Source organism: Pontivivens insulae, from assembly GCF_900302495.1.
Classification (GTDB): domain Bacteria; phylum Pseudomonadota; class Alphaproteobacteria; order Rhodobacterales; family Rhodobacteraceae; genus Pontivivens; species Pontivivens insulae.
The window spans coordinates 876,164-894,087 of the sequence record NZ_OMKW01000002.1 but is presented as its reverse complement, the minus strand read 5'-3'; the positions used below and the strand labels follow the sequence as shown (position 1 = coordinate 894,087).

21 protein-coding genes are annotated in these 17,924 nt (G+C 59.0%); 12 read left to right on the top strand and 9 right to left on the bottom strand.

Annotation, left to right across the window (positions count from 1 at the left end):
* The first annotated feature begins 138 nt into the window (after positions 1-138).
* The 6 genes from POI8812_RS09870 to POI8812_RS09845 are packed head-to-tail and all read left to right on the top strand — an operon-like array spanning position 139 to position 4,544.
* Complete coding sequence (locus tag POI8812_RS09870; RefSeq protein WP_108782369.1) at positions 139-837, top strand: response regulator transcription factor; 699 nt, start codon at positions 139-141, stop codon at positions 835-837.
* The gene (locus tag POI8812_RS09865) at positions 838-2,511 is read left to right on the top strand and encodes an ATP-binding protein (RefSeq protein ID WP_108782368.1); all 1,674 of its coding nucleotides are present in this window, start codon (positions 838-840) and stop codon (positions 2,509-2,511) included. It abuts the gene before it with no gap.
* A gap of 5 nt (positions 2,512-2,516) precedes the next feature.
* Positions 2,517-2,951, top strand: a complete 435-nt coding sequence (locus POI8812_RS09860; protein ID WP_162844995.1) for an HPr kinase/phosphorylase — start codon at positions 2,517-2,519, stop codon at positions 2,949-2,951.
* Between the two features lie 3 nt (positions 2,952-2,954).
* Entirely contained in the window at positions 2,955-3,842 is an 888-nt protein-coding gene (gene rapZ, locus POI8812_RS09855; protein ID WP_108782366.1) for an RNase adapter RapZ, read from the top strand.
* A gap of 37 nt (positions 3,843-3,879) precedes the next feature.
* Positions 3,880-4,281: a PTS sugar transporter subunit IIA gene (locus POI8812_RS09850; RefSeq protein ID WP_108782365.1), complete on the top strand. Its 402-nt coding sequence runs from the start codon at positions 3,880-3,882 to the stop codon at positions 4,279-4,281.
* Entirely contained in the window at positions 4,278-4,544 is a 267-nt protein-coding gene (locus POI8812_RS09845; RefSeq protein ID WP_108782364.1) for an HPr family phosphocarrier protein, read from the top strand. Before POI8812_RS09850 ends, POI8812_RS09845 begins: the two co-directional genes overlap by 4 nt.
* A 3-nt stretch (positions 4,545-4,547) precedes the next feature.
* Here POI8812_RS09845 and POI8812_RS09840 read toward each other — a convergent pair whose 3' ends face one another.
* The 3 genes from POI8812_RS09840 to POI8812_RS09830 form a co-directional block, all read right to left on the bottom strand.
* Positions 4,548-5,117, bottom strand: coding sequence for a cytochrome b (locus tag POI8812_RS09840; RefSeq protein ID WP_108782363.1), 570 nt, complete (start codon positions 5,115-5,117; stop codon positions 4,548-4,550).
* A 63-nt stretch (positions 5,118-5,180) separates the two neighbouring features.
* The gene (locus tag POI8812_RS09835; RefSeq protein ID WP_162844996.1) at positions 5,181-5,756 is read right to left on the bottom strand and encodes a YceI family protein; all 576 of its coding nucleotides are present in this window, start codon (positions 5,754-5,756) and stop codon (positions 5,181-5,183) included.
* Positions 5,757-5,905: 149 nt separating this feature from the next.
* Positions 5,906-6,781 (bottom strand): 3-hydroxybutyryl-CoA dehydrogenase, encoded by an 876-nt coding sequence (locus POI8812_RS09830; protein WP_108782361.1) that lies wholly within the window; start codon positions 6,779-6,781, stop codon positions 5,906-5,908.
* A 120-nt stretch (positions 6,782-6,901) separates the two neighbouring features.
* Between POI8812_RS09830 and POI8812_RS09825 the strand changes: the two genes are divergently transcribed.
* The 3 genes from POI8812_RS09825 to POI8812_RS09815 all read left to right on the top strand — a co-directional run bounded on the left by POI8812_RS09825 (position 6,902) and on the right by POI8812_RS09815 (position 9,057).
* Positions 6,902-7,744, top strand: a complete 843-nt coding sequence (locus tag POI8812_RS09825; protein WP_108782360.1) for a DUF6473 family protein — start codon at positions 6,902-6,904, stop codon at positions 7,742-7,744.
* 62 nt (positions 7,745-7,806) lie between these two features.
* Positions 7,807-8,514 (top strand): NYN domain-containing protein, encoded by a 708-nt coding sequence (locus tag POI8812_RS09820; RefSeq protein ID WP_108782359.1) that lies wholly within the window; start codon positions 7,807-7,809, stop codon positions 8,512-8,514.
* Between the two features lie 54 nt (positions 8,515-8,568).
* On the top strand, positions 8,569-9,057 hold the full coding sequence (locus POI8812_RS09815) for a cupin domain-containing protein (protein ID WP_108782358.1): 489 nt from the start codon (positions 8,569-8,571) through the stop codon (positions 9,055-9,057).
* 5 nt (positions 9,058-9,062) lie between these two features.
* Here POI8812_RS09815 and POI8812_RS09810 read toward each other — a convergent pair whose 3' ends face one another.
* The 6 genes from POI8812_RS09810 to POI8812_RS09785 form a co-directional block, all read right to left on the bottom strand.
* Positions 9,063-9,410 carry a hypothetical protein gene (locus tag POI8812_RS09810; protein WP_108782357.1) on the bottom strand — a complete coding sequence of 116 codons (348 nt, stop codon included), beginning with the start codon at positions 9,408-9,410 and terminating at the stop codon, positions 9,063-9,065.
* A gap of 70 nt (positions 9,411-9,480) precedes the next feature.
* Positions 9,481-10,410: an electron transfer flavoprotein subunit alpha/FixB family protein gene (locus POI8812_RS09805; RefSeq protein WP_108782356.1), complete on the bottom strand. Its 930-nt coding sequence runs from the start codon at positions 10,408-10,410 to the stop codon at positions 9,481-9,483.
* 1 nt (position 10,411) lies between these two features.
* Positions 10,412-11,173 carry an electron transfer flavoprotein subunit beta/FixA family protein gene (locus tag POI8812_RS09800; protein WP_108782355.1) on the bottom strand — a complete coding sequence of 254 codons (762 nt, stop codon included), beginning with the start codon at positions 11,171-11,173 and terminating at the stop codon, positions 10,412-10,414.
* A gap of 227 nt (positions 11,174-11,400) precedes the next feature.
* Positions 11,401-11,973 carry a cob(I)yrinic acid a,c-diamide adenosyltransferase gene (locus tag POI8812_RS09795; RefSeq protein ID WP_108782354.1) on the bottom strand — a complete coding sequence of 191 codons (573 nt, stop codon included), beginning with the start codon at positions 11,971-11,973 and terminating at the stop codon, positions 11,401-11,403.
* 2 nt (positions 11,974-11,975) lie between these two features.
* A complete protein-coding gene (locus POI8812_RS09790; RefSeq protein ID WP_245895339.1) occupies positions 11,976-12,167 on the bottom strand; it encodes a twin transmembrane helix small protein in 192 nt (63 codons plus the stop codon).
* A 74-nt stretch (positions 12,168-12,241) separates the two neighbouring features.
* Positions 12,242-13,066: an SDR family NAD(P)-dependent oxidoreductase gene (locus POI8812_RS09785; protein WP_370739581.1), complete on the bottom strand. Its 825-nt coding sequence runs from the start codon at positions 13,064-13,066 to the stop codon at positions 12,242-12,244.
* A 78-nt stretch (positions 13,067-13,144) separates the two neighbouring features.
* On the opposite strand from POI8812_RS09785, the gene parC reads away from it, so the two are divergent.
* From parC to POI8812_RS09770, 3 genes are all read left to right on the top strand, one after another.
* Positions 13,145-15,448, top strand: coding sequence for a DNA topoisomerase IV subunit A (gene parC / locus POI8812_RS09780; protein ID WP_108782351.1), 2,304 nt, complete (start codon positions 13,145-13,147; stop codon positions 15,446-15,448).
* A gap of 78 nt (positions 15,449-15,526) precedes the next feature.
* Positions 15,527-16,753, top strand: coding sequence for a YjgN family protein (locus POI8812_RS09775; RefSeq protein ID WP_162844997.1), 1,227 nt, complete (start codon positions 15,527-15,529; stop codon positions 16,751-16,753).
* Between the two features lie 2 nt (positions 16,754-16,755).
* On the top strand, positions 16,756-17,922 hold the full coding sequence (locus POI8812_RS09770; protein ID WP_108782349.1) for a M48 family metallopeptidase: 1,167 nt from the start codon (positions 16,756-16,758) through the stop codon (positions 17,920-17,922).
* Positions 17,923-17,924: the final 2 nt, after the last annotated feature.

Below are 17,924 nucleotides of genomic sequence, written 5' to 3'. Positions count from 1 at the left end.
GACCTTTTTGTAAATCTAGTGCGCAATTTTTGGTATTTTCTTCCGCAAGCGCTTTGAGTCAGGAAATTCGTCGAACGGCTTGCGAAAAAGTTGGGGGGCGGGGATATTGGTTGGTGAATGAACGTGGGGGATTCAACTATGGCGCGCATTGCCCTTGTCGACGACGATCAGAATATCCTGATGTCAGTCTCAATGGTGCTTGAGGCTGAGGGGTTCGAGGTTGTCACATTCGGCGACGGAGCCGCGGCTCTGCCTGAGTTGACGCGCGACCCGGTCGATCTTGCCGTGTTTGACATCAAGATGCCGCGCATGGACGGGATGGAGCTTTTGCGTCGTCTGCGCCAGCAAAGCGATCTTCCGGTCATCTTCCTGACGTCGAAGGATGAAGAGATTGATGAGGTGCTGGGCCTGCGGATGGGGGCGGACGACTATGTGCGCAAGCCCTTCTCGCAACGCTTGCTCTTGGAGCGGATTCGCGCTGTTCTGCGGCGGCGCGAGGCTCGCGAGAACCTCGACGGCGCGGATGATGCCGAAACAACGATGAAGCGCGGAAAGCTCACAATGGACAGCTTGCGCCACACGGTCACTTGGGCGGGCACCCCGATCTCGCTGACCGTGACCGAGTTTCTGATCCTTGAGGCGCTGGCAACCCGGCCCGGTTTTGTGAAGAATCGCGATCAGCTGATGGACGCCGCATATGACGATCAGGTCTATGTCGACGATCGTACCATCGACAGCCACATCAAGCGCGTCCGCAAGAAGTTCAAGAAGGTCGATGACAGCTTCGCTTCTATCGAGACGCTCTACGGTGTCGGCTACCGCTACACGGAGGTGTAGGTGAGCGATCAGGGGCGGCAACGCCAGGCATCACGTCTTGCGCTGCCGCGACTGGAACGCGGGCGCGGTATTAGCCTGCAAAAGGTCGATCATGACGGTTCGGGTGAGGTTGAGACCGGCTCGACCTCTCTCCAAGATGGTCAACTTTACAGCGCGTCGCCAATTGCCCGGAAGATTGTGCTGTTCAACCTGATCGCTCAGATTGTGCTGGTGACGGGAATCCTGTTCCTGAACCAATTTGAGCGGTCACTGATCGAACAGCGCGTGCAAGCGTTGGAGCGTGATGGCTTAATCATAGCTGAGACGCTGGGGCTTTTTGCCATCGATCAGGATAACGGCCTCGACAGTGATCGCGCCGTGGAGCTCTTGGCGCGGGTCGGTCCCTTGGCCGGGGCCGCGGTTCGGCTTTATGACACGCAAGGTTCCCGTGTGCTTGCGATCAACGTGCACGAAGCTGACGGTCAGATGGCGGCGGTGCAGCTCACGGCCTTTGATCTCGTTCTAGAGCGCCTCGCCTCTTTGGTCCGATCGAGCGGTGAGCAGGTGAACCTGATGAGCCGTGAGGAGGCGCGCGCATTTGCAGCGCCCGCGCTCGATGGACGTGAGCGTGCCAGCATTGTTCGGAACAGTGATGGTGCATTCGTTCTGATGCTCGCTCTCCCAATCCCGAGCGCAAATGGCCCGGCAGGCGTGCTTATGCTTAGCACGTTGGCGGGTGAGATTGATGCCGCCGCCGCCGGAGAGCGTCGCCAATTGATGACAATCTTCTTGCTAGCGCTGACCGTCTCAATTGCGCTTTCTGTTATTCTTGCCCGTTCGATTGCACGTCCCCTGCGGGTTCTGGCGCTGACTGCGCAGGAGGCGAGTGGCTCGACTCGATCCATGGCGCCGGAGCGGATCAACTTTCCGGACCTGACAGGTCGCCCTGATGAGATTGGAGAACTGTCCCGCAGCCTGATCCTGATGACCCAAGCGCTCTACGAACGCATTGAAGCGAATGAGGTTTTCGCTGCTGACGTGGCGCATGAGATCAAAAATCCTCTGACGTCGCTGCGATCCGCCGTCGAAACCATGCACTATGCGCGGACAGATGAGCAGCGCCAGAAATTGCTCGATGTGATTGCAAAGGATGTGCAACGCCTCGACCGTCTGGTGACGGATATCTCGAATGCGTCGCGGCTGGACAGCGAGCTTGTGCGGGAAGAGATGGAAAGCTTCGACCTCTCTGCGCTGATCGCGTCTCTTGTCGACTACAATCGACAGTCTGCTGAGGATAAAGGCGCCGCGCTCGAAACCGATCTTCAGGCCGAAGCCTTGCAGGTGAAGGGGATAGAGGGGCGGCTCGCGCAGGTCTTTGTGAACCTGATAACGAATGCGATCAGCTTCTCGGAAGAGGGTGACAAGGTCACAGCAACGGTGCGCCAGGATGGTGGCTTTGCCGTGGTGGAGGTCAGCGACACCGGGCCGGGAATACCGCCCGAAAATCTGGCCGATGTTTTCTCTCGCTTCTATTCCTCGCGTCCAGGTCAGGAATTTGGAAATCACTCGGGCCTCGGCCTTGCGATCTCAAAACAGATCGTCGAGGCGCATGGCGGCACGATCGTTGCTGGAAATATCGAGACTGAGGATGGGACGCGTCTGGGGGCACGATTCACCGTGCGCCTTCCGCTCTAAGATTGGTGTCGCGGACTATCCATGCCAGCGCCGTGTCCGGCCCGCGGGGCGGCGTGCTTGTGACAGGGGCGTCAGGCTCTGGGAAGTCAACTTTGGTCTTAGCATTGCTGGCGCGCGGGGCGATGTTGATCGCTGATGATCGCACGGTTCTGTCGCGGCAGAACGGGTCTTTGGTTGCCTCTGCCCCTGCACCGTTGCGGGGCAGGGTGGAGGCGCGGGGGATCGGCCTGGTTGGGTTGGCAGCATCGTCGCCCGCACCGGTGGTGCTTCACCTCGATCTCGATCGGCGACCGACCAGCAGGATGCCGGAGCCGCAGATCTGGACACATGATGGCGTTGATATTCCATCCTTGTGCGGGCGCGATGTCGTAGCCCTTGCAGACACTGTCTGGCTGTGGCTGTCTGGCGCTGCAACTCTCGACATTCTGGCAGGACACTGACTGATGCGCGCTGGCTCACCCGATCAAACCCCCGTTGTGCTTGTGACCGGGCCATCGGGTGCTGGGAGGATAACGGCGATCCGGGTTCTGGAAGATCTGGGATTTGAAGCGATCGACAATCTTCCGCTGTCACTGATCAAAGAGGTCGTGCGCGCTGCACCCAGCGGCCAATCGATTGCCATCGGCGTCGATATTCGCACGCGCGGATTTTCCGCCGCCGGGTTGATGGCCATTCTGGGTTGGTTGCGCGCGCGGGAAAGTGTGGCCGCGAGTGTGCTTTACCTCGATGCGACACCCGAGACACTTTTGCGACGGTTCTCCGAAACCCGGCGGCGACACCCGTTTGACGACCATGCAAGTCCCGATGCGGCAATCGCCGAGGAACTGGAGCTGCTGAGCCGTGTGCGCGACTCGGCAGATACTCTCATCGACACATCTGACCTCTCACCGCACGAGCTGAAAACACAGCTCGCAACTCTGTTTGGTGAGAGTGACACCCATACTTTATCGCTGAGCGTGCAAAGCTTCAGCTACAAGCGCGGAATTCCACACGGGTTGGATATGGTGCTCGACTGCCGGTTCCTGCAAAATCCGCATTGGGTAGAGGCGCTGCGTCCGCTGACCGGACAGGACGTGGCTGTTGCGACTCACGTCCAGGCCGACCCCAACCACGATGAATTCCTTCAGCGCACGCTGTCTTTGCTGCGCCTTCTGATCCCGGCCTACCGGGCCGAGGGGAAGGCTTATTTTTCAATCGGTTTTGGATGCACAGGGGGGCGTCATCGCTCTGTCTATATGACCGAAAGAGTTGCAAAAGAGCTTGCCGCTGATGGGTGGCTTGTATCTATTCGCCACAGGGAAATGGAACGGCGCGCCGGACAAACCGGTTAGCAGCCCGCGTGAACGGCGCGAAACCGGGGTCTTAGGCGTGATCGGAATTGTGATTGTTGCTCATGGTGGTCTGGCGAAGGAGTATCTCGCCGCCCTTGAGCATGTTGTTGGGCCCCTCGAAGCGGCGAGGGCGATATCCGTCGGCCCGGAAGATAGCCTCGAAACACGACAGAATGAAATTTGTGCGGCGTCAAACGATGTGGACCGAGGGGACGGCGTTGTATTGGTCACTGACCTGTTTGGATCGACGCCTTCGAACCTTGCCATGAAGGCATGCAACCAACCTGACATGGATGTGCTCTACGGCGCGAATCTGCCGATGTTGGTGCAATTGGCCAAAGCGCGGCACTTGGATCGCAAATCGGCCGTCGCCTCTGCAGTCGAATCCGGTCGTCGATACATCAACAGCCGCGGTGGCCCCACGGAGCGAGCGACATGAAGAAGACCCTCGACATCATTAACCGCAAGGGCCTGCACGCACGGGCATCTGCCAAGTTTGTTGAATGCGTGGAGCAGTTTGATGCGACCGCCGCCGTGACGCGTAATGGGGAAACCGTATCGGGCGATTCGATCATGGGTTTGCTGATGCTGGAAGCAGCGCAAGGCACCTCGATCGTCGTGACAACCCACGGCCCGGATGGCGACGCCTTGTGTGAGGCGTTGGAAGCGCTGCTCGCGGATCGCTTTGGCGAGGGCGAGTAACCCTCATCCGGTTGTCATGCGCTTCAAGACGTCGTCTCGATCCTTGAAATGGTGCTTCAACGCCGCGCCGACATGCGCGACCAACACCAGTGCCAGCGTAATGCCAGAGATGTAATGCACCCACCAGGCAACCGTCTCGATCCATGCAACGCCGGGAACCCAGGGATCGGGAAGGACTAGCACGTTAAACACTTTGTTTTCGATGTTGAGCAAATCCTGAATGGGTGCTGCGGCGCTCATCACCCAGCCTGAGAGCGGCATCAGGAAGATCATCAGGTAAAGCAGAATATGTGAGGCATGTGCCGCCTTCCGCTGCCATGCCGGCGTGTCGCCTGGCAAAGTCGGGCGCTTGCCCGCAACGGCAAGCCAAAGGACGCGAAGAACGGCGAGTGCGAATACGACGAAGCCCCAGCTTTTGTGGGTCTGGGTAAGAGCAAACTGGCTCAGCGGGTCCGATACGAAATTCGTCATGTAAATGCCAAGCCCGAGGGTCCAAAGCAGGATACCGGCTGTAACCCAGTGAATGGCCCGGGTGATCACGCCCCAGCGTCGGGTCGAATTGGTGATCTGCATGAGGGTGCCCTCCTGTTCGGTCAAAGGCCCCGACGTTAGTGGGGCCTTTGACACAGTCTCAGCTTAGCCGTTGTTGACAAGCTCAATATTAATCTCGACGGGGATTTCCGCCGGGATCGCGGGAACGCCGAAGCCCATGCCGAAATCGGCGCGGTTGACTTCGCCACTCACGGTAAAGCCCGCAATCTGCTGACCGGGGTTGAACGGGTTCGGTCCGATTGCGTTCATCACCGCGTCGAACGTGACTTCGCGGGTTTCGCCCAAAAGCGTCAGATCGCCGGTGATCGTTGCCGTGTTGTCACCTGTCTGAGACACGGAGGTCGAAGCAAAGGTGATCTCTGGATAGTCGTCTGTACCCAGGAAGTCCGCACGGTTCAGGTGGGCGTCGCGCGGCTCATGTCCGGTGTTGACGGAGGCCGCATTGATCGTCGCAGTGACAGAGACGGCTTCGATGTTTTCTGGGTCAAAACCGCTGACGCTGATGTCGAACTGATCAAACTGGCCTTGTGTTTTCGAGAAGCCAAGATGGCTTACTTCAAATTCGATATGGGCATGTGTCGGATCGACTTCCCAATCAGCCTGTGCTGCGAGCGGCGCTGCAATGAGTGCGGTGGTCAGGGCAAGGGTACGGGTCAGCATCGTCATCTCCTGTTGAATGCATCTGAGACAGAAGATGGGGCGCCTCTCTGATCCGTGTACCGGGGGAATAGCGAACAGATCGTTTCCAAATCCGCGACATCGTCACGATTCAGTGATAATTGTTCCCTGTTGCGCGTTGCGCAGGCAGTTCAGCGTGTCGGAATGGGGACGTCACCGCGATAATCGTAAAAGCCGCGCTCGGTCTTGCGACCCAGCCAGCCTGCCTCGACATACTTGGTCAGGAGCGGGCAGGGGCGGTATTTCGTATCAGCCAGTCCTTCATGCAGCACGTTCATGATCGCAAGGCACGTGTCGAGCCCGATGAAATCCGCAAGTTCCAGTGGTCCCATCGGGTGATTGGCCCCGAGGCGAAGCGACGTGTCGATGCTCTCAACCGATCCGACACCTTCATAAAGGGTATAGATTGCCTCATTGATCATCGGCATCAGAATGCGATTGACGATGAAGGCCGGAAAATCTTCAGCGCTCGCGGCCTGTTTTCCAAGCGTCGCGACAACCGCCGACAGCGTGTCATAGGTTTCCGCGTTGGTCGCGATGCCGCGGATCAGCTCCACCAGGCTCATCACCGGGACAGGGTTCATGAAATGGAACCCCATGAACCGTTCGGGCCTGTCTGTGCGGGAGGCAAGCCGCGTGATCGAGATCGAAGAGGTGTTGGAGGTCAGGATCGTCTGGTCGCCCAAATGCGGGGCAAGCTCCGCAAAGATCGCGTGCTTGATATCCTCACGCTCTGTTGCAGCCTCGATGATCAGATCGGACGGACCCAGGTCAGACAGCGTCGCGGTCGTCGTGATGCGCGACAACGCAGCATCCCGCGCAGTCTCTTCCAGCTTTCCGCGACCGACCTGACGATCAAGATTGTTGCGGATCGTCTCGACGGACTGATCCAAAGCATCCTGCGAAATGTCATTGAGGGTCACATCAAAGCCCGCAAGGGCAAAAACATGCGCAATCCCATTGCCCATCTGTCCGGCGCCAACGACACCAACCGTCCGAATTTCCATGCGAAACACCCCTGTCTCTGTTCCCCGGACAATAGGCGTGCGGGGCCGTGGGCTGCAACCCGATTAGCAAATTGTTCACGAATCCCCTGCTAGGCGTGGGTTGCAGCGGGAGGAGCGGGGATGACATTCCAGTCGATTGTGCGATCAGGGCTCGATTATCAAGAATACCGCTACGGCCGTGCGCGAAAGCTCTATCGCGGTCCTAAGCCCGACCTCAGCGGCAGCTACATTGCCTGTCTTGGAGGATCGGAAACATATGGTCGGTTTGCCCAATCGCCGTGGCCTGCACAGCTTGAAGAGCAACTGGAATATCCTGTGGCCAATTTCGGTCAATTGGGTGCGGGGGCTGGCTTCTTTCTGAAGGATCCGGTGCTTCTGGAAAGCTGCTCAAAGGCGCGCGCTTGCGTCATCTCCATCACCGGGGCACATCTGGTCTCCAACCGGCTGTTCAGTGTCTATCCCCGTCGCAATCAACGGCTGCAAGGTGTCAGCGAAATGCTGGAGGCGCTGTATCCCGAGATCGATTTCGGCATCTATCGTTTTGCCTTGCACATGCTGGTTGCCCTCGAACGCGCCAGCCCGGACCGGTTCCGCGTGGTGGAGGTTGAGCTGCGCAATGCGTGGATTGCCCGTATGCGCGAACTGCTCAACAGTATCGAAACCGTAAAGGCGCTGCTCTGGCTGTCCCCCGACAGTCCCGACGATGAAACCCGCATGACGCCGCAGCGGGCGCGGGATCGCCCGCCTGGTTTCGTCAATCGGCAGATGATCAACGCGATCCGCGCTGACGTGAGTTGCTATGTTGAATACGTGGCAAGCGATACAGCGATGAAGGCGCCTCGCGTCGCGGACCCCAATGATGCGACTGTATCCATGCGCTATCCGTCGGACCGGATGCATGAAGAAGCGGCGCAATTGCTGGCGCACCCAATCTTCAAGATGTGCAACATGAGAACCGATTGATCCGCTGGCCCTCACGCTGACATGCGCTAGGCTCTTTGTCAGTCGAGTGGAGGAGGCGCAGAATGGCGAAAGATGGTTTGAAACTTGCGGTGTTGATCGATGCCGACAACACCAATCCCAACGTCGCAAAGAGCCTGTTTGAAGAAGTCGCGCGATTGGGCGAGGCCAACGTCCGGCGCATCTATGGGGATTGGACGCGCGATGAAATGAATGGCTGGCGCAAGCAACTTGCGACCTATGCTTTGGTATCCGAACAGCAATTTGCCTATGTTAAGGGTAAGAACGCCTCTGACATTCTGATGGTGATCGACGCGATGGACCTTTTGCACAAGGGGTCGGTCGATGGATTCTGCCTTGTCTCCTCCGACAGCGACTTCACGCGCCTGGCCCAACGCATCCGGGAGGAGGGGTGCGTCGTCTATGGATTCGGAGAGCGTAAGACCCCTGAGGCGTTTCGCACAGCGTGCACCCGCTTCATCTACAATGAAAACCTGATGCAAGGTGACCCGAACGGTCCCACGCCGGGAGAGCGGAAGACACAACCAGTCTCGGCGGCGCTACCCCTGATCCGCACAGCTATGGCCGAACTGGAAGGGGATGACGATTGGGTTTCGCTCGGCGTGTTGGGCCAGCGCATCAGCAACACCCATTCAGACTTTGACAGCCGCACCTATGGCTGCGCGAACCTCTCTACATTGGTGCGAAAAACGAACGCATTCGATCTGGAAAAAGACGGCACGAACGGACTGATGGTTCGGCGCAAGGACTAGGCTTTCCGGCAATTTCTTGCACGATGGGCAGGACTAGCAACGAAAGGCCGCCCGATGTCTGAAACCTACCTGCTGACCAAAGCCATGATTGCCGCCATGCCGGGTACCAGCAAGACCCATTTTCTGAACGAGAATGCACAACGGCTGAACAAATCGCTTGGCGATGCAACCGGTCTAACCGGATTTGGGATTCATCTTATCGAGGTAGAGCCGGGGCGAGAGACGACAGAATACCACGTCCATCATTTCGAGGATGAATGTGTCTACGTGCTGGCGGGAACCGCGACTGCAACGATCGGCGTGGAGACGTTCGAAATCGCGGCGGGTGACTTCATCGGGTACCGAAAGGGCGGCGAAGCTCACACAATCGTCAATACAGGGAAAAGTACGTTGCGCATGCTCGTGGTCGGCGAGCGCCTCCCACACGATGTCGGCGATTATCCCCGGCAGAGCAAACGCATCTACCGCAACGCCGGTCAGGCCTGGGAACTGGTTGACCACAGCGCAATCGAACAACTGGGCGGCCCAGTCGGCGCAAAGTAGCGAGGTTACCGGTGACCGCGAAGGGGTGCATCCTCTGGCTGGTCAAACACCGGTTCGATCTTATCGGCGATCTGACCCTCTGGCATACGTCGCATCTCTTCCAAGATGAGTCTGTTGGAATCGGCTAAGTCGAGCAAGGCCAACTGCATTTGAACCATTGCCCAAAGCACGAAGGCGAGGGCTAGTCCTGCCAATGTCGGCCAATAGGCGGCCATAACGTCGTCGCTTGGCGTTCTGACCACCACCGCGTAGCCAAACTGATAGGCGATAGCATCCATAATCAACAGCGCTGCTACGACCTGCCCAATGTGGAGCAACACACGTGCGGTTTTGTAGCTGCTGTGTTCAAACATTACCTAAAACCCAGAAAGTCAAAAGGCCCCGCAAGTGACTGCGGGGCCTCGAAAATAGCGACTAAGCCGTTCAGCCGACGGCTTTTTCCAGCTCGGGAACCGCGTCGAACAGATCCGCGACGAGGCCGTAATCTGCAACCTGGAAGATCGGCGCCTCTTCGTCCTTGTTGATCGCGACGATCACCTTGGAGTCCTTCATCCCCGCGAGGTGCTGGATCGCACCGGAGATGCCAACCGCGACGTAGAGGTCCGGTGCGACGACCTTGCCGGTCTGACCGACCTGCCAGTCGTTTGGCGCATAGCCAGAGTCCACTGCCGCGCGGGATGCACCAACAGCCGCACCCATGACGTCTGCCAGCTTCTCGATGATGGCAAAGTTCTCTTCCGAACCGACGCCACGACCACCGGACACAACGATCTTCGCAGAGGTGAGATCCGGGCGGTCGCTTTCTTCCACCTTGTCCTCTACCCAAGAGGAGAGGCCCGGATCCGCAGCCGCTGCCCCATCCTCGACGGAGGCAGAACCGCCTTCGGCCGCCGCGTCGAAATTCGCGGTCCGCACGGTCAGAACCTTTTTCGCGTCCGAAGACTTCACTGTCTGGATCGCGTTGCCCGCATAAATCGGACGCTCGAACGTGTCGCCGTCAACGATGCCGGTCACATCAGACAGCACCATAACGTCAAGCAGGGCCGCAACGCGCGGCAGTACGTTCTTGGCATTGGCTGTGGACGGCGCGACGATGTGCTCATAGTCGCCCGCCAGGCCAGCGACGAGTGCAGCCACCGGTTCGGCCAGATAGTTGGCCAGCGACGCGTCGGACACCGCAAGAACCTTGGACACACCGTCCAGTTTCGCGGCTTCACCGGCAGCAGCAGCGACATCATCACCCGCGACCAGAACAGTCACATCGCCCAGCTGCTTTGCTGCGGTCAACGCCTTGGCGGTTGCGTCCTGCTGGAACTCACCACCGGTCATTTCGGCAAGAAGAAGAACGGCCATCTTAGATCACCCCCGCTTCGTTTTTAAGTTTGGAGACCAGTTCCTCGACGGAACCGACCATGACGCCGGCCGCACGCTCTGCCGGTTCAGACGTCTTGACGACTTCAAGGCGCGGCGAAACGTCAACGCCGTAGTCGGCGGGCGTTTTCTCTTCCAGCGGCTTTTTCTTTGCCTTCATAATGTTGGGCAAGGATGCATAACGCGGCTCGTTCAGGCGCAAATCCACGGTCACAATGGCGGGCATTTTAACCTTGATGGTTTGCAGTCCGCCGTCGACTTCGCGCGTCACGACAGCATCATCGCCCTCGATTGCCACTTCAGAGGCGAAGGTCGCCTGGCTCCACCCCAGAAGGGCGGACAGCATCTGGCCGGTCGCGTTCATGTCATTGTCGATGGCCTGCTTGCCCGCAATGACGAGGCCCGGTTGCTCTTCCTCAACGACTTTGGCCAACAGCTTTGCGACGGCGAGCGGTTCAATATCGGTGTGAACATCGTCCGCGGCGTTGACGAGGATCGCGCGGTCAGCACCCATGGCGAGCGCCGTGCGCAGGGTTTCTTGGCTTTGCTTCACGCCGATGGAGACGACGACGATCTCTTCAACCGTGCCCTTTTCCTTCAGGCGGATCGCCTCTTCCACGGCGATCTCGTCGAACGGGTTCATCGACATTTTGACATTTGCCAGATCGACACCGCTTCCGTCCGCTTTCACACGAACTTTCACGTTATAGTCGATCACGCGTTTGACCGGCACCAACACCTTCATGGGGCATCTCCCTTGCGTGACATTTTCGAGGACAGACTTAACGCTTTGCCCCCGCGATTGCTGCAAAAAAACGGCACTGGACTTATGAAATCCGCCGCATCTGCTTGACGTGGACGTAAGATAGTTGCGCGGTCACAGTCCAGCGCAACGTTGGGTCAGAGTTCGGGGGACATAACGTCGCCTCCGTGAAGACGGTGCGTCACCCCCGCATGATGCATTTGTGCCTTTTACCGATTGGCGCCGGGCACCCAAAGCACGTCGCCCTTGCCACCATCATTCGCGACACGGCCCGCAACAAAGAACCAATCGCTTAGCCTGTTGAGGTATTTGACGGAGGCCGGGTTCACACTTTCCATCGTGGCAAGTTCCACAACCAAGCGCTCGGCCCGTCGTGATACCGTGCGACACAGATGCATCTGTGCGGCGAGCGCCGTGCCACCGGGTAGAATGAACGAGCGGAGCGGCTCAAGATCCTTGTTCATCACATCGATCTCAGCCTCTAGTCGCGCAACTTGACTTTCGGCCACGCGCAATGGCGGATATTCACGCTCGGCATCCTTTTCCATGTCCGGCGTACACAGGTCAGCGCCGAGGTCGAAAAGGTCATTCTGAATAGAGGCAAGCATCCGGTCGATGTCACCTACGGCGACCTGCCGGGCCAGACCGACCGTCGCATTTACCTCGTCCACGGTCCCATATGCGCTGACCCGCAGCGAATGTTTTGCGACCCGGGCACCGTTTCCAAGCGCGGTCTCACCGTGATCGCCGGTCTTTGTGTAAATCTTGTTGAGAACGACCATCCTCAGCCTCCCGACCGGGCAAGGGCCACGGCGCCCACGATCAGGATCACCGCGATAAACTGCAAAAGCAGCCGCATGCGCATGATCTTGTTCGCATATTTCTGATTGAATTCACCGCCCTTGGCAAAACTGCCAACGCCGAAAAGAAGCACGACCAGCACCGCAATGCAGGCAAAGCCGATAATGTATAGCATAGGACCTTGTACCATAGACGTCAGTTAACGCGTGTCGCGCTCAGGTCAAAGGGGCCAATGCGCCGCACGGGGCTTCAACTGCGTCGCATGACCATATCGCGCCAGCGCGTCGGTAAATGTGTCAGCGCCCGCGCGATCCACGTGCCAGCGGTGACATAGTAGCGGGCATGGGGCCGCCGCGCCTCCACCGCGTGGATCAGTTTGGCCGTGACGGCGGAGACGGGCTGCTCAAATGGGTCGGGCGTGCCGCTCTCATCATAAAGCCGCGGCATTACCTCCGCCTCGTATTCCGCACGACGGGCAGAGCCCTGCCAGTCAATCCACGTCTCGAAATTGGCTTGGGCATTCTGCCGGATGCGGGTCGGGATCGGCCCCGGCAGGATCAGCGACAGATCGATGCCGCTGCCATGCAATTCCACCCGCATCGTGTCACTCAACCCCTCCATGGCGAACTTCGTGGCATTGTAGGCCCCGCGCCCGCGCATCGCGGCGATCCCCAACACAGACGAGCAATTCACGATCCGCCCGCGGCCCTGCGCCCGAAAGGTCGGCATCAACAGGTTGATCAGTTCGAACTGGCCGAAGAGATTCACCTCGAAGATATCGCGCAACCCGTCCCGTGGCAGGTCCTCGACGAATCCGGGCAACGCAAAGGCCCCATTGTTGAACAGCGCGTCGAGCGTGCCGCCCGTCGCCTCCAACACCTCCGACACTGCCGCCTGCATGCCCGCGCTGTCGCGATAGTCGAGCAGCACCGCCTCAAGGCCCTCCGCACGCAGCCGATCGACATCGATCTGCTGGCGGCACGCCGCAAACACGCGCCAGCCGCGGGCCTTCAGCGTCACCGCCGCGTCATAGCCGATGCCGCTGGAGCAGCCAGTGATCAGGATCGTCCGCATCTTCATCTGTCCCGCAAATATCCCTGCCGGAGGCATCCGCACTGGACCGCCCCGCGTCCCCCGTTTATCACCATATCTATGGCAAATGACACCGACACCCCCGAAATGGATGGTCTGATCACGCAAGAGCCGCTGGCGCGCGCAATTGGGGACAGATATCTGCAATATGCGCTTTCCACGATCATGCACCGCGCGCTACCAGATGCGCGTGACGGGCTGAAACCGGTGCATCGCCGGATTCTCTTTGCCATGCGGGGCCTGCGGCTCGATCCGAATGGCGCGTTCCGCAAATGCGCAAAGATCGTGGGTGAGGTGATGGGCAATTATCACCCGCACGGCGATCAGGCGATTTATGACGCACTGGCGCGGCTCGCCCAGGATTTCGCGGTGCGCTATCCGCTCGTGGACGGGCAGGGCAATTTCGGAAATGTGGACGGCGACAATCCCGCCGCACAGCGCTACACCGAAGCGCGCATGACCGCCGTGGCCGCCGCGATGATGGAAGGGCTGGCCGAGAATGCTGTCGACTTCCGACCCAACTATGACGGCTCGGAAGAGGAGCCGGAAGTGCTGCCTGGCGCCTTCCCAAACCTGCTGGCCAACGGGTCGAGCGGTATCGCGGTCGGCATGGCCACGAACATTCCGCCCCATAACGTGGCCGAGGTCATCGACGCTGCACTCTATCTGATCAAGACGCCCAATGCGGGGATCGAAAAGCTCGTCGAGTTTGTGCCCGGCCCGGACTTTCCGACCGGCGGGACGATTGTTGAGCCGATTGAGCAAATTCGTGAGGCTTACGCGACCGGGCGCGGCGCATTCCGTCTGCGCGCCGTTTGGGAGCGTGAAGAGCTCGGCCGCGGTCAATGGCAGATCGTTGTAACCGAAATTCCATATCAGGTCGCAAAGTCAAAACTGATCGAGAGGATCGCGGATCTGATCAACACCAAAAAGCTTCCCATCCTCGCCGACATCCGGGACGAGAGTGCTGAGGACATTCGCATTGTGCTCGAACCAAAGGCGCGCACGGTCGATCCGGCCACGCTGATGGAGGCGCTTTTCAAGGCGACTGATCTGGAGACGCGCTTCAGCCTCAACATGAACGTCCTGATTGATGGACGCACGCCGCAAGTCTGCTCGTTGCGTGAGGTTTTGCGCGCCTTCCTCGATCATCAGAGAGATGTTCTGATCCGCCGGTCGACCCACCGGATGGATAAGATCGACCGGCGGCTTGAGGTGCTGGAAGGCTATATCGTCGCCTTCCTGAACCTCGACCGGGTTATCGAAATCATTCGCTACGAGGATGAGCCCAAGCTCCAGTTGATGGCAGAGTTTGAGCTGACCGAAGTACAGGCCGAAGCCATCTTGAACATGCGGCTGCGCTCCTTGCGGAAGCTTGAGGAGATGGAGCTTCGCAACGAGCGGGACGCCCTGATTGTCGAGCGGGAGGGGATTGTTGACCTTCTTGGCTCCGAAGATTTGCAATGGGGACGGATCGCGGAGCAGTTGCGCGAGACAAGAAAGACATTTGGCCCGCCCGCCGCGTTCAAAGGCATCACCGCAGCAGAGACGCTGAGCGATCTGAAACGCCAACATGGCGCGGATTACCCGGTCGGCGCACGTCGCTCCGGCTTTGCTGACGCACCCGTCGCGGCAGACGTCCCGCTTGAGGCTATGATCGAGCGTGAGCCGATCACCGTCGTGTGCTCTCAGATGGGATGGGTCCGTGCGATGAAGGGCCATATCGCGCTCGACAGCGAGTTGAAGTTCAAGGACGGGGACGGCCCGAAGTTCATCTTCCACGCGGAGACGACGGACCGTCTCGTCGTGTTCGGTACCAATGGTCGCTTCTACACCGTGCCTGCGTCCAATCTGCCAGGGGGTCGCGGAATGGGTGAACCGATCCGGTTGATGGTCGATTTGCCGAACGAGGCGGAAATCCTCGCGATGTTTGCGCACAAGCAAGGCCGAAAATTGCTCGTGGCCTCGTCTGCCGGCGACGGTTTTGTTGTGCCGGAAGAAGACGTCATAGCGCAGACACGTTCGGGCAAGCAGGTGCTCAATGTGCGCGATGCGCGCGCGGTGGTTTGCCGCCCGGTTGACGGTGATCACGTCGCGGTTGTCGGCGAGAACAGGAAGGTGCTGGTCTTCCCACTGGATGAGTTACCTGAAATGGGCCGTGGTAAGGGCGTGCGCCTTCAGAAATATAAGGATGGTGGATTGTCGGATGCGCGCACATTCAACCTCGCTGACGGTCTGCAGTGGAAAGATGGCGGCGGACGACAGCGCACCGAAACGGAGCTGGGTGATTTCACCGGGAAGCGGGCGGGGACGGGCCGGATGGCGCCCCGTGGCTTCCCGCGTGACAATAAGTTTACGGATTAATGTGCGCTCGGGCACAGCATGTGCCCGGCAGCGCGACGCATATTGCGCCAGCACTCTAACCAAATAAACGAGCCCGACTTGTCCGATATCTATTCCGCAACCGCGACCCCTTCCATTCCACGCCCCCGCATAGGGTCTGCGCGGTTCACAGGGGAGGGCAAGCCGCTGTTCTGGCTGATGGTTCGCAGCCTGCTGCTCACCATTGTCACACTGGGCATCTATCGTTTCTGGATGCGCACGAAGCTGCGCCAGTACTACTGGTCCTCAATCCAAATTGACGATACGCCGCTGGAATATACCGGCACCGGACGAGAAAAGTTTCTGGGTTTTCTCATCGCCCTGATCGTGGTCGCGCTCTACCTCGTTATCGTGAACGTTGTGCTGTTCATTTTCACACTGTCAGCCTTCGACGGGAATCCGCTGGCTCCCACGCTCAGCTTCCTCGCGCTTACGCCACTGATTTACTTCGCCCAATATCGCGGTCGCCGTTACATCATGTCCCGGACGCGATTGCGGGGCATTCGGTTCTCTCTCGAACCGGGGGCCGGGCGTTTTGTGCTGTTCGGGCTGAAGCAATCGCTGATCACGGTTCTCACGCTGGGGCTGCTCTATCCGCGGATGGAATGGAAGCTGGATCAGTATTTGACGCAACGCACACGGTTCGGCGACGTTGCGATGGACATGCACAGCCATTGGCGCGGGCTGATGCGGCCTTACCTGCTGCTATTGATGCCAGTCTGGGGTGTCATCTTTGGGATCGTCTTCATTGCGACGGAGGCGTCGCCGGGACTGGGCATCTTTCTGATCATCGCCTCCTATATCGCGATCCCGTTTCTGGCCGCGAATTACTACGTGAAGTCGGTCCGGTTGCGCACCTCCGCCAAATCGTTGGGGCAAATGAATTTTCGAAATACGTCCCGTACAGGCACGGTCATCGGAATTTGGGTGCTGGGCCTCGTTTTGATCAGTGTCATCACGGGCATCGCTTCAACAGCGCTCCTGATGATTGCATCATTGCTTGGTTCTGGGTTTGCGCCGACTGACCCAGCTGCGATGGATCCCTCTGCACTGATGAACGCGAGTATCCTGACGGTCGTCGGTATCGCGATTGGCTACATCCTGATGATCGTGCTCACATCGACCGGCTATCAGGTGTTTATCTTCCGGCCGTGCATTGCGCATTTCACCGATATGACAGAGTTCGAGAATATTGATGAACTGGCGCGCGTCACACAATCCGACCGCGATGATATTGCCGATGCTGAAGGCTTTGCCGATGCGCTCGACATGGGCGCGGCGTTCTAGCGATGGTGCGCGGCCATTACAGCGATGGACAGACAGCGGCATCCCATGAGGTGACGTTGCATGTTCATGGCGGAAACCTCGTGATTGCGGCTGTGGATGGCGATGTTCTGGCGTGCTGGCCGGTGACAGAATTGCGTCAGATGCAGGTCTCCGGCGCGGGCGGTGCTCGCGTGCTCGGCCGAATGGACGATGATGCGCGCGTCAGTTTTCATGATCGCGGGCTGCTCGATTTAATTTCGATCTACGCCCCGGACATGAAAAAGGGTCTGCACAAGCGTCAGAAGTTTGGACCGGTCCTATTGGCTTTGGCCGGAGCGGCCATCGCCTTTCCCCTGATCTTTTTCGTGCTTCTGCCACGTATGGCCGAAACGTTGGCCGTATTCATCACGCCGGAAACAGAGGTCGCGATGGGCGACCGGACCTACCCGCAACTTGTCCGCGTGTTGAGCCTCGGCGATGAGGAGGCGCTTAACCGTTGTGTCGCGCCAGAAGGCAGCGCGGTACTGGCCGACATGACAACAAGGATGGAGGAGCGTCTCGATCTGCCATTCCCGCTTCGGGTGGAGGTCTGGGATCATCCCCTTGTCAACGCATTGGCCATGCCGGGCGGTCGGATCGTGCTCTTCCGGGGCTTTCTGGAAGAGGTCACAGGCCCTGACGCGGTTGCCGGTGTGCTTGCCCACGAAATCGGTCATGTCGCGAACCGAGACTCGGTACGCCTCGGCCTTCGTGCGGCGGGGTCCGCCGGTGTTCTGGGCCTCGTTCTGGGGGATTTCGCAGGCGGTGCCGCAGCACTCGCAATTGCGGAGGCGATGCTCTCGGCCTCCTACACACGCGAGGCTGAGACCGCTGCAGATGAGTTCGCGCTGGATCAACTTGCCGCGCTCGACATTCCCGCAATCGGCATGGCGGAGTTTTTTGAGGAGCTTGCCCCGGACGAGCCACATGACCACCCCGGCGCTCTGTCCCATTTCGCGACCCACCCAGACATTCAGGGACGGGCCGAGAACGCCCGCGCGCGCAGCACCGGTCTAACACCGGCACTGCCGGATGAGGATTGGGCGGCGATGCTGGCGATTTGTGATCAGACGGAAGCCATTCTAGCCGAAGATGACTGGGGCCAGCGGTTCGAAGACATCTTCAAAAGTGATGACGTCGAAAAGGAATAGCG

What these genes read in the sequence shown, in the direction of transcription:
- POI8812_RS09800 (WP_108782355.1), bottom strand. Translation starts at nt 11,173, where the DNA reads ATGAAGGTGTTGGTGCCGGTCAAACGCGTGATCGACTATAACGTGAAA.
- POI8812_RS09770 (WP_108782349.1), top strand. Translation starts at nt 16,756, where the DNA reads ATGGTGCGCGGCCATTACAGCGATGGACAGACAGCGGCATCCCATGAG.
- POI8812_RS09795 (WP_108782354.1), bottom strand. Translation starts at nt 11,973, where the DNA reads ATGGTCGTTCTCAACAAGATTTACACAAAGACCGGCGATCACGGTGAG.
- POI8812_RS09805 (WP_108782356.1), bottom strand. Translation starts at nt 10,410, where the DNA reads ATGGCCGTTCTTCTTCTTGCCGAAATGACCGGTGGTGAGTTCCAGCAG.
- POI8812_RS09845 (WP_108782364.1), top strand. Translation starts at nt 4,278, where the DNA reads ATGAAGAAGACCCTCGACATCATTAACCGCAAGGGCCTGCACGCACGG.
- POI8812_RS09790 (WP_245895339.1), bottom strand. Translation starts at nt 12,167, where the DNA reads ATGCTATACATTATCGGCTTTGCCTGCATTGCGGTGCTGGTCGTGCTT.
- POI8812_RS09825 (WP_108782360.1), top strand. Translation starts at nt 6,902, where the DNA reads ATGACATTCCAGTCGATTGTGCGATCAGGGCTCGATTATCAAGAATAC.
- POI8812_RS09840 (WP_108782363.1), bottom strand. Translation starts at nt 5,117, where the DNA reads ATGCAGATCACCAATTCGACCCGACGCTGGGGCGTGATCACCCGGGCC.
- rapZ (WP_108782366.1), top strand. Translation starts at nt 2,955, where the DNA reads ATGCGCGCTGGCTCACCCGATCAAACCCCCGTTGTGCTTGTGACCGGG.
- parC (WP_108782351.1), top strand. Translation starts at nt 13,145, where the DNA reads ATGGCAAATGACACCGACACCCCCGAAATGGATGGTCTGATCACGCAA.
- POI8812_RS09870 (WP_108782369.1), top strand. Translation starts at nt 139, where the DNA reads ATGGCGCGCATTGCCCTTGTCGACGACGATCAGAATATCCTGATGTCA.
- POI8812_RS09820 (WP_108782359.1), top strand. Translation starts at nt 7,807, where the DNA reads ATGGCGAAAGATGGTTTGAAACTTGCGGTGTTGATCGATGCCGACAAC.
- POI8812_RS09830 (WP_108782361.1), bottom strand. Translation starts at nt 6,781, where the DNA reads ATGGAAATTCGGACGGTTGGTGTCGTTGGCGCCGGACAGATGGGCAAT.
- POI8812_RS09785 (WP_370739581.1), bottom strand. Translation starts at nt 13,066, where the DNA reads ATGCGGACGATCCTGATCACTGGCTGCTCCAGCGGCATCGGCTATGAC.
- POI8812_RS09835 (WP_162844996.1), bottom strand. Translation starts at nt 5,756, where the DNA reads ATGCTGACCCGTACCCTTGCCCTGACCACCGCACTCATTGCAGCGCCG.
- POI8812_RS09815 (WP_108782358.1), top strand. Translation starts at nt 8,569, where the DNA reads ATGTCTGAAACCTACCTGCTGACCAAAGCCATGATTGCCGCCATGCCG.
- POI8812_RS09810 (WP_108782357.1), bottom strand. Translation starts at nt 9,410, where the DNA reads ATGTTTGAACACAGCAGCTACAAAACCGCACGTGTGTTGCTCCACATT.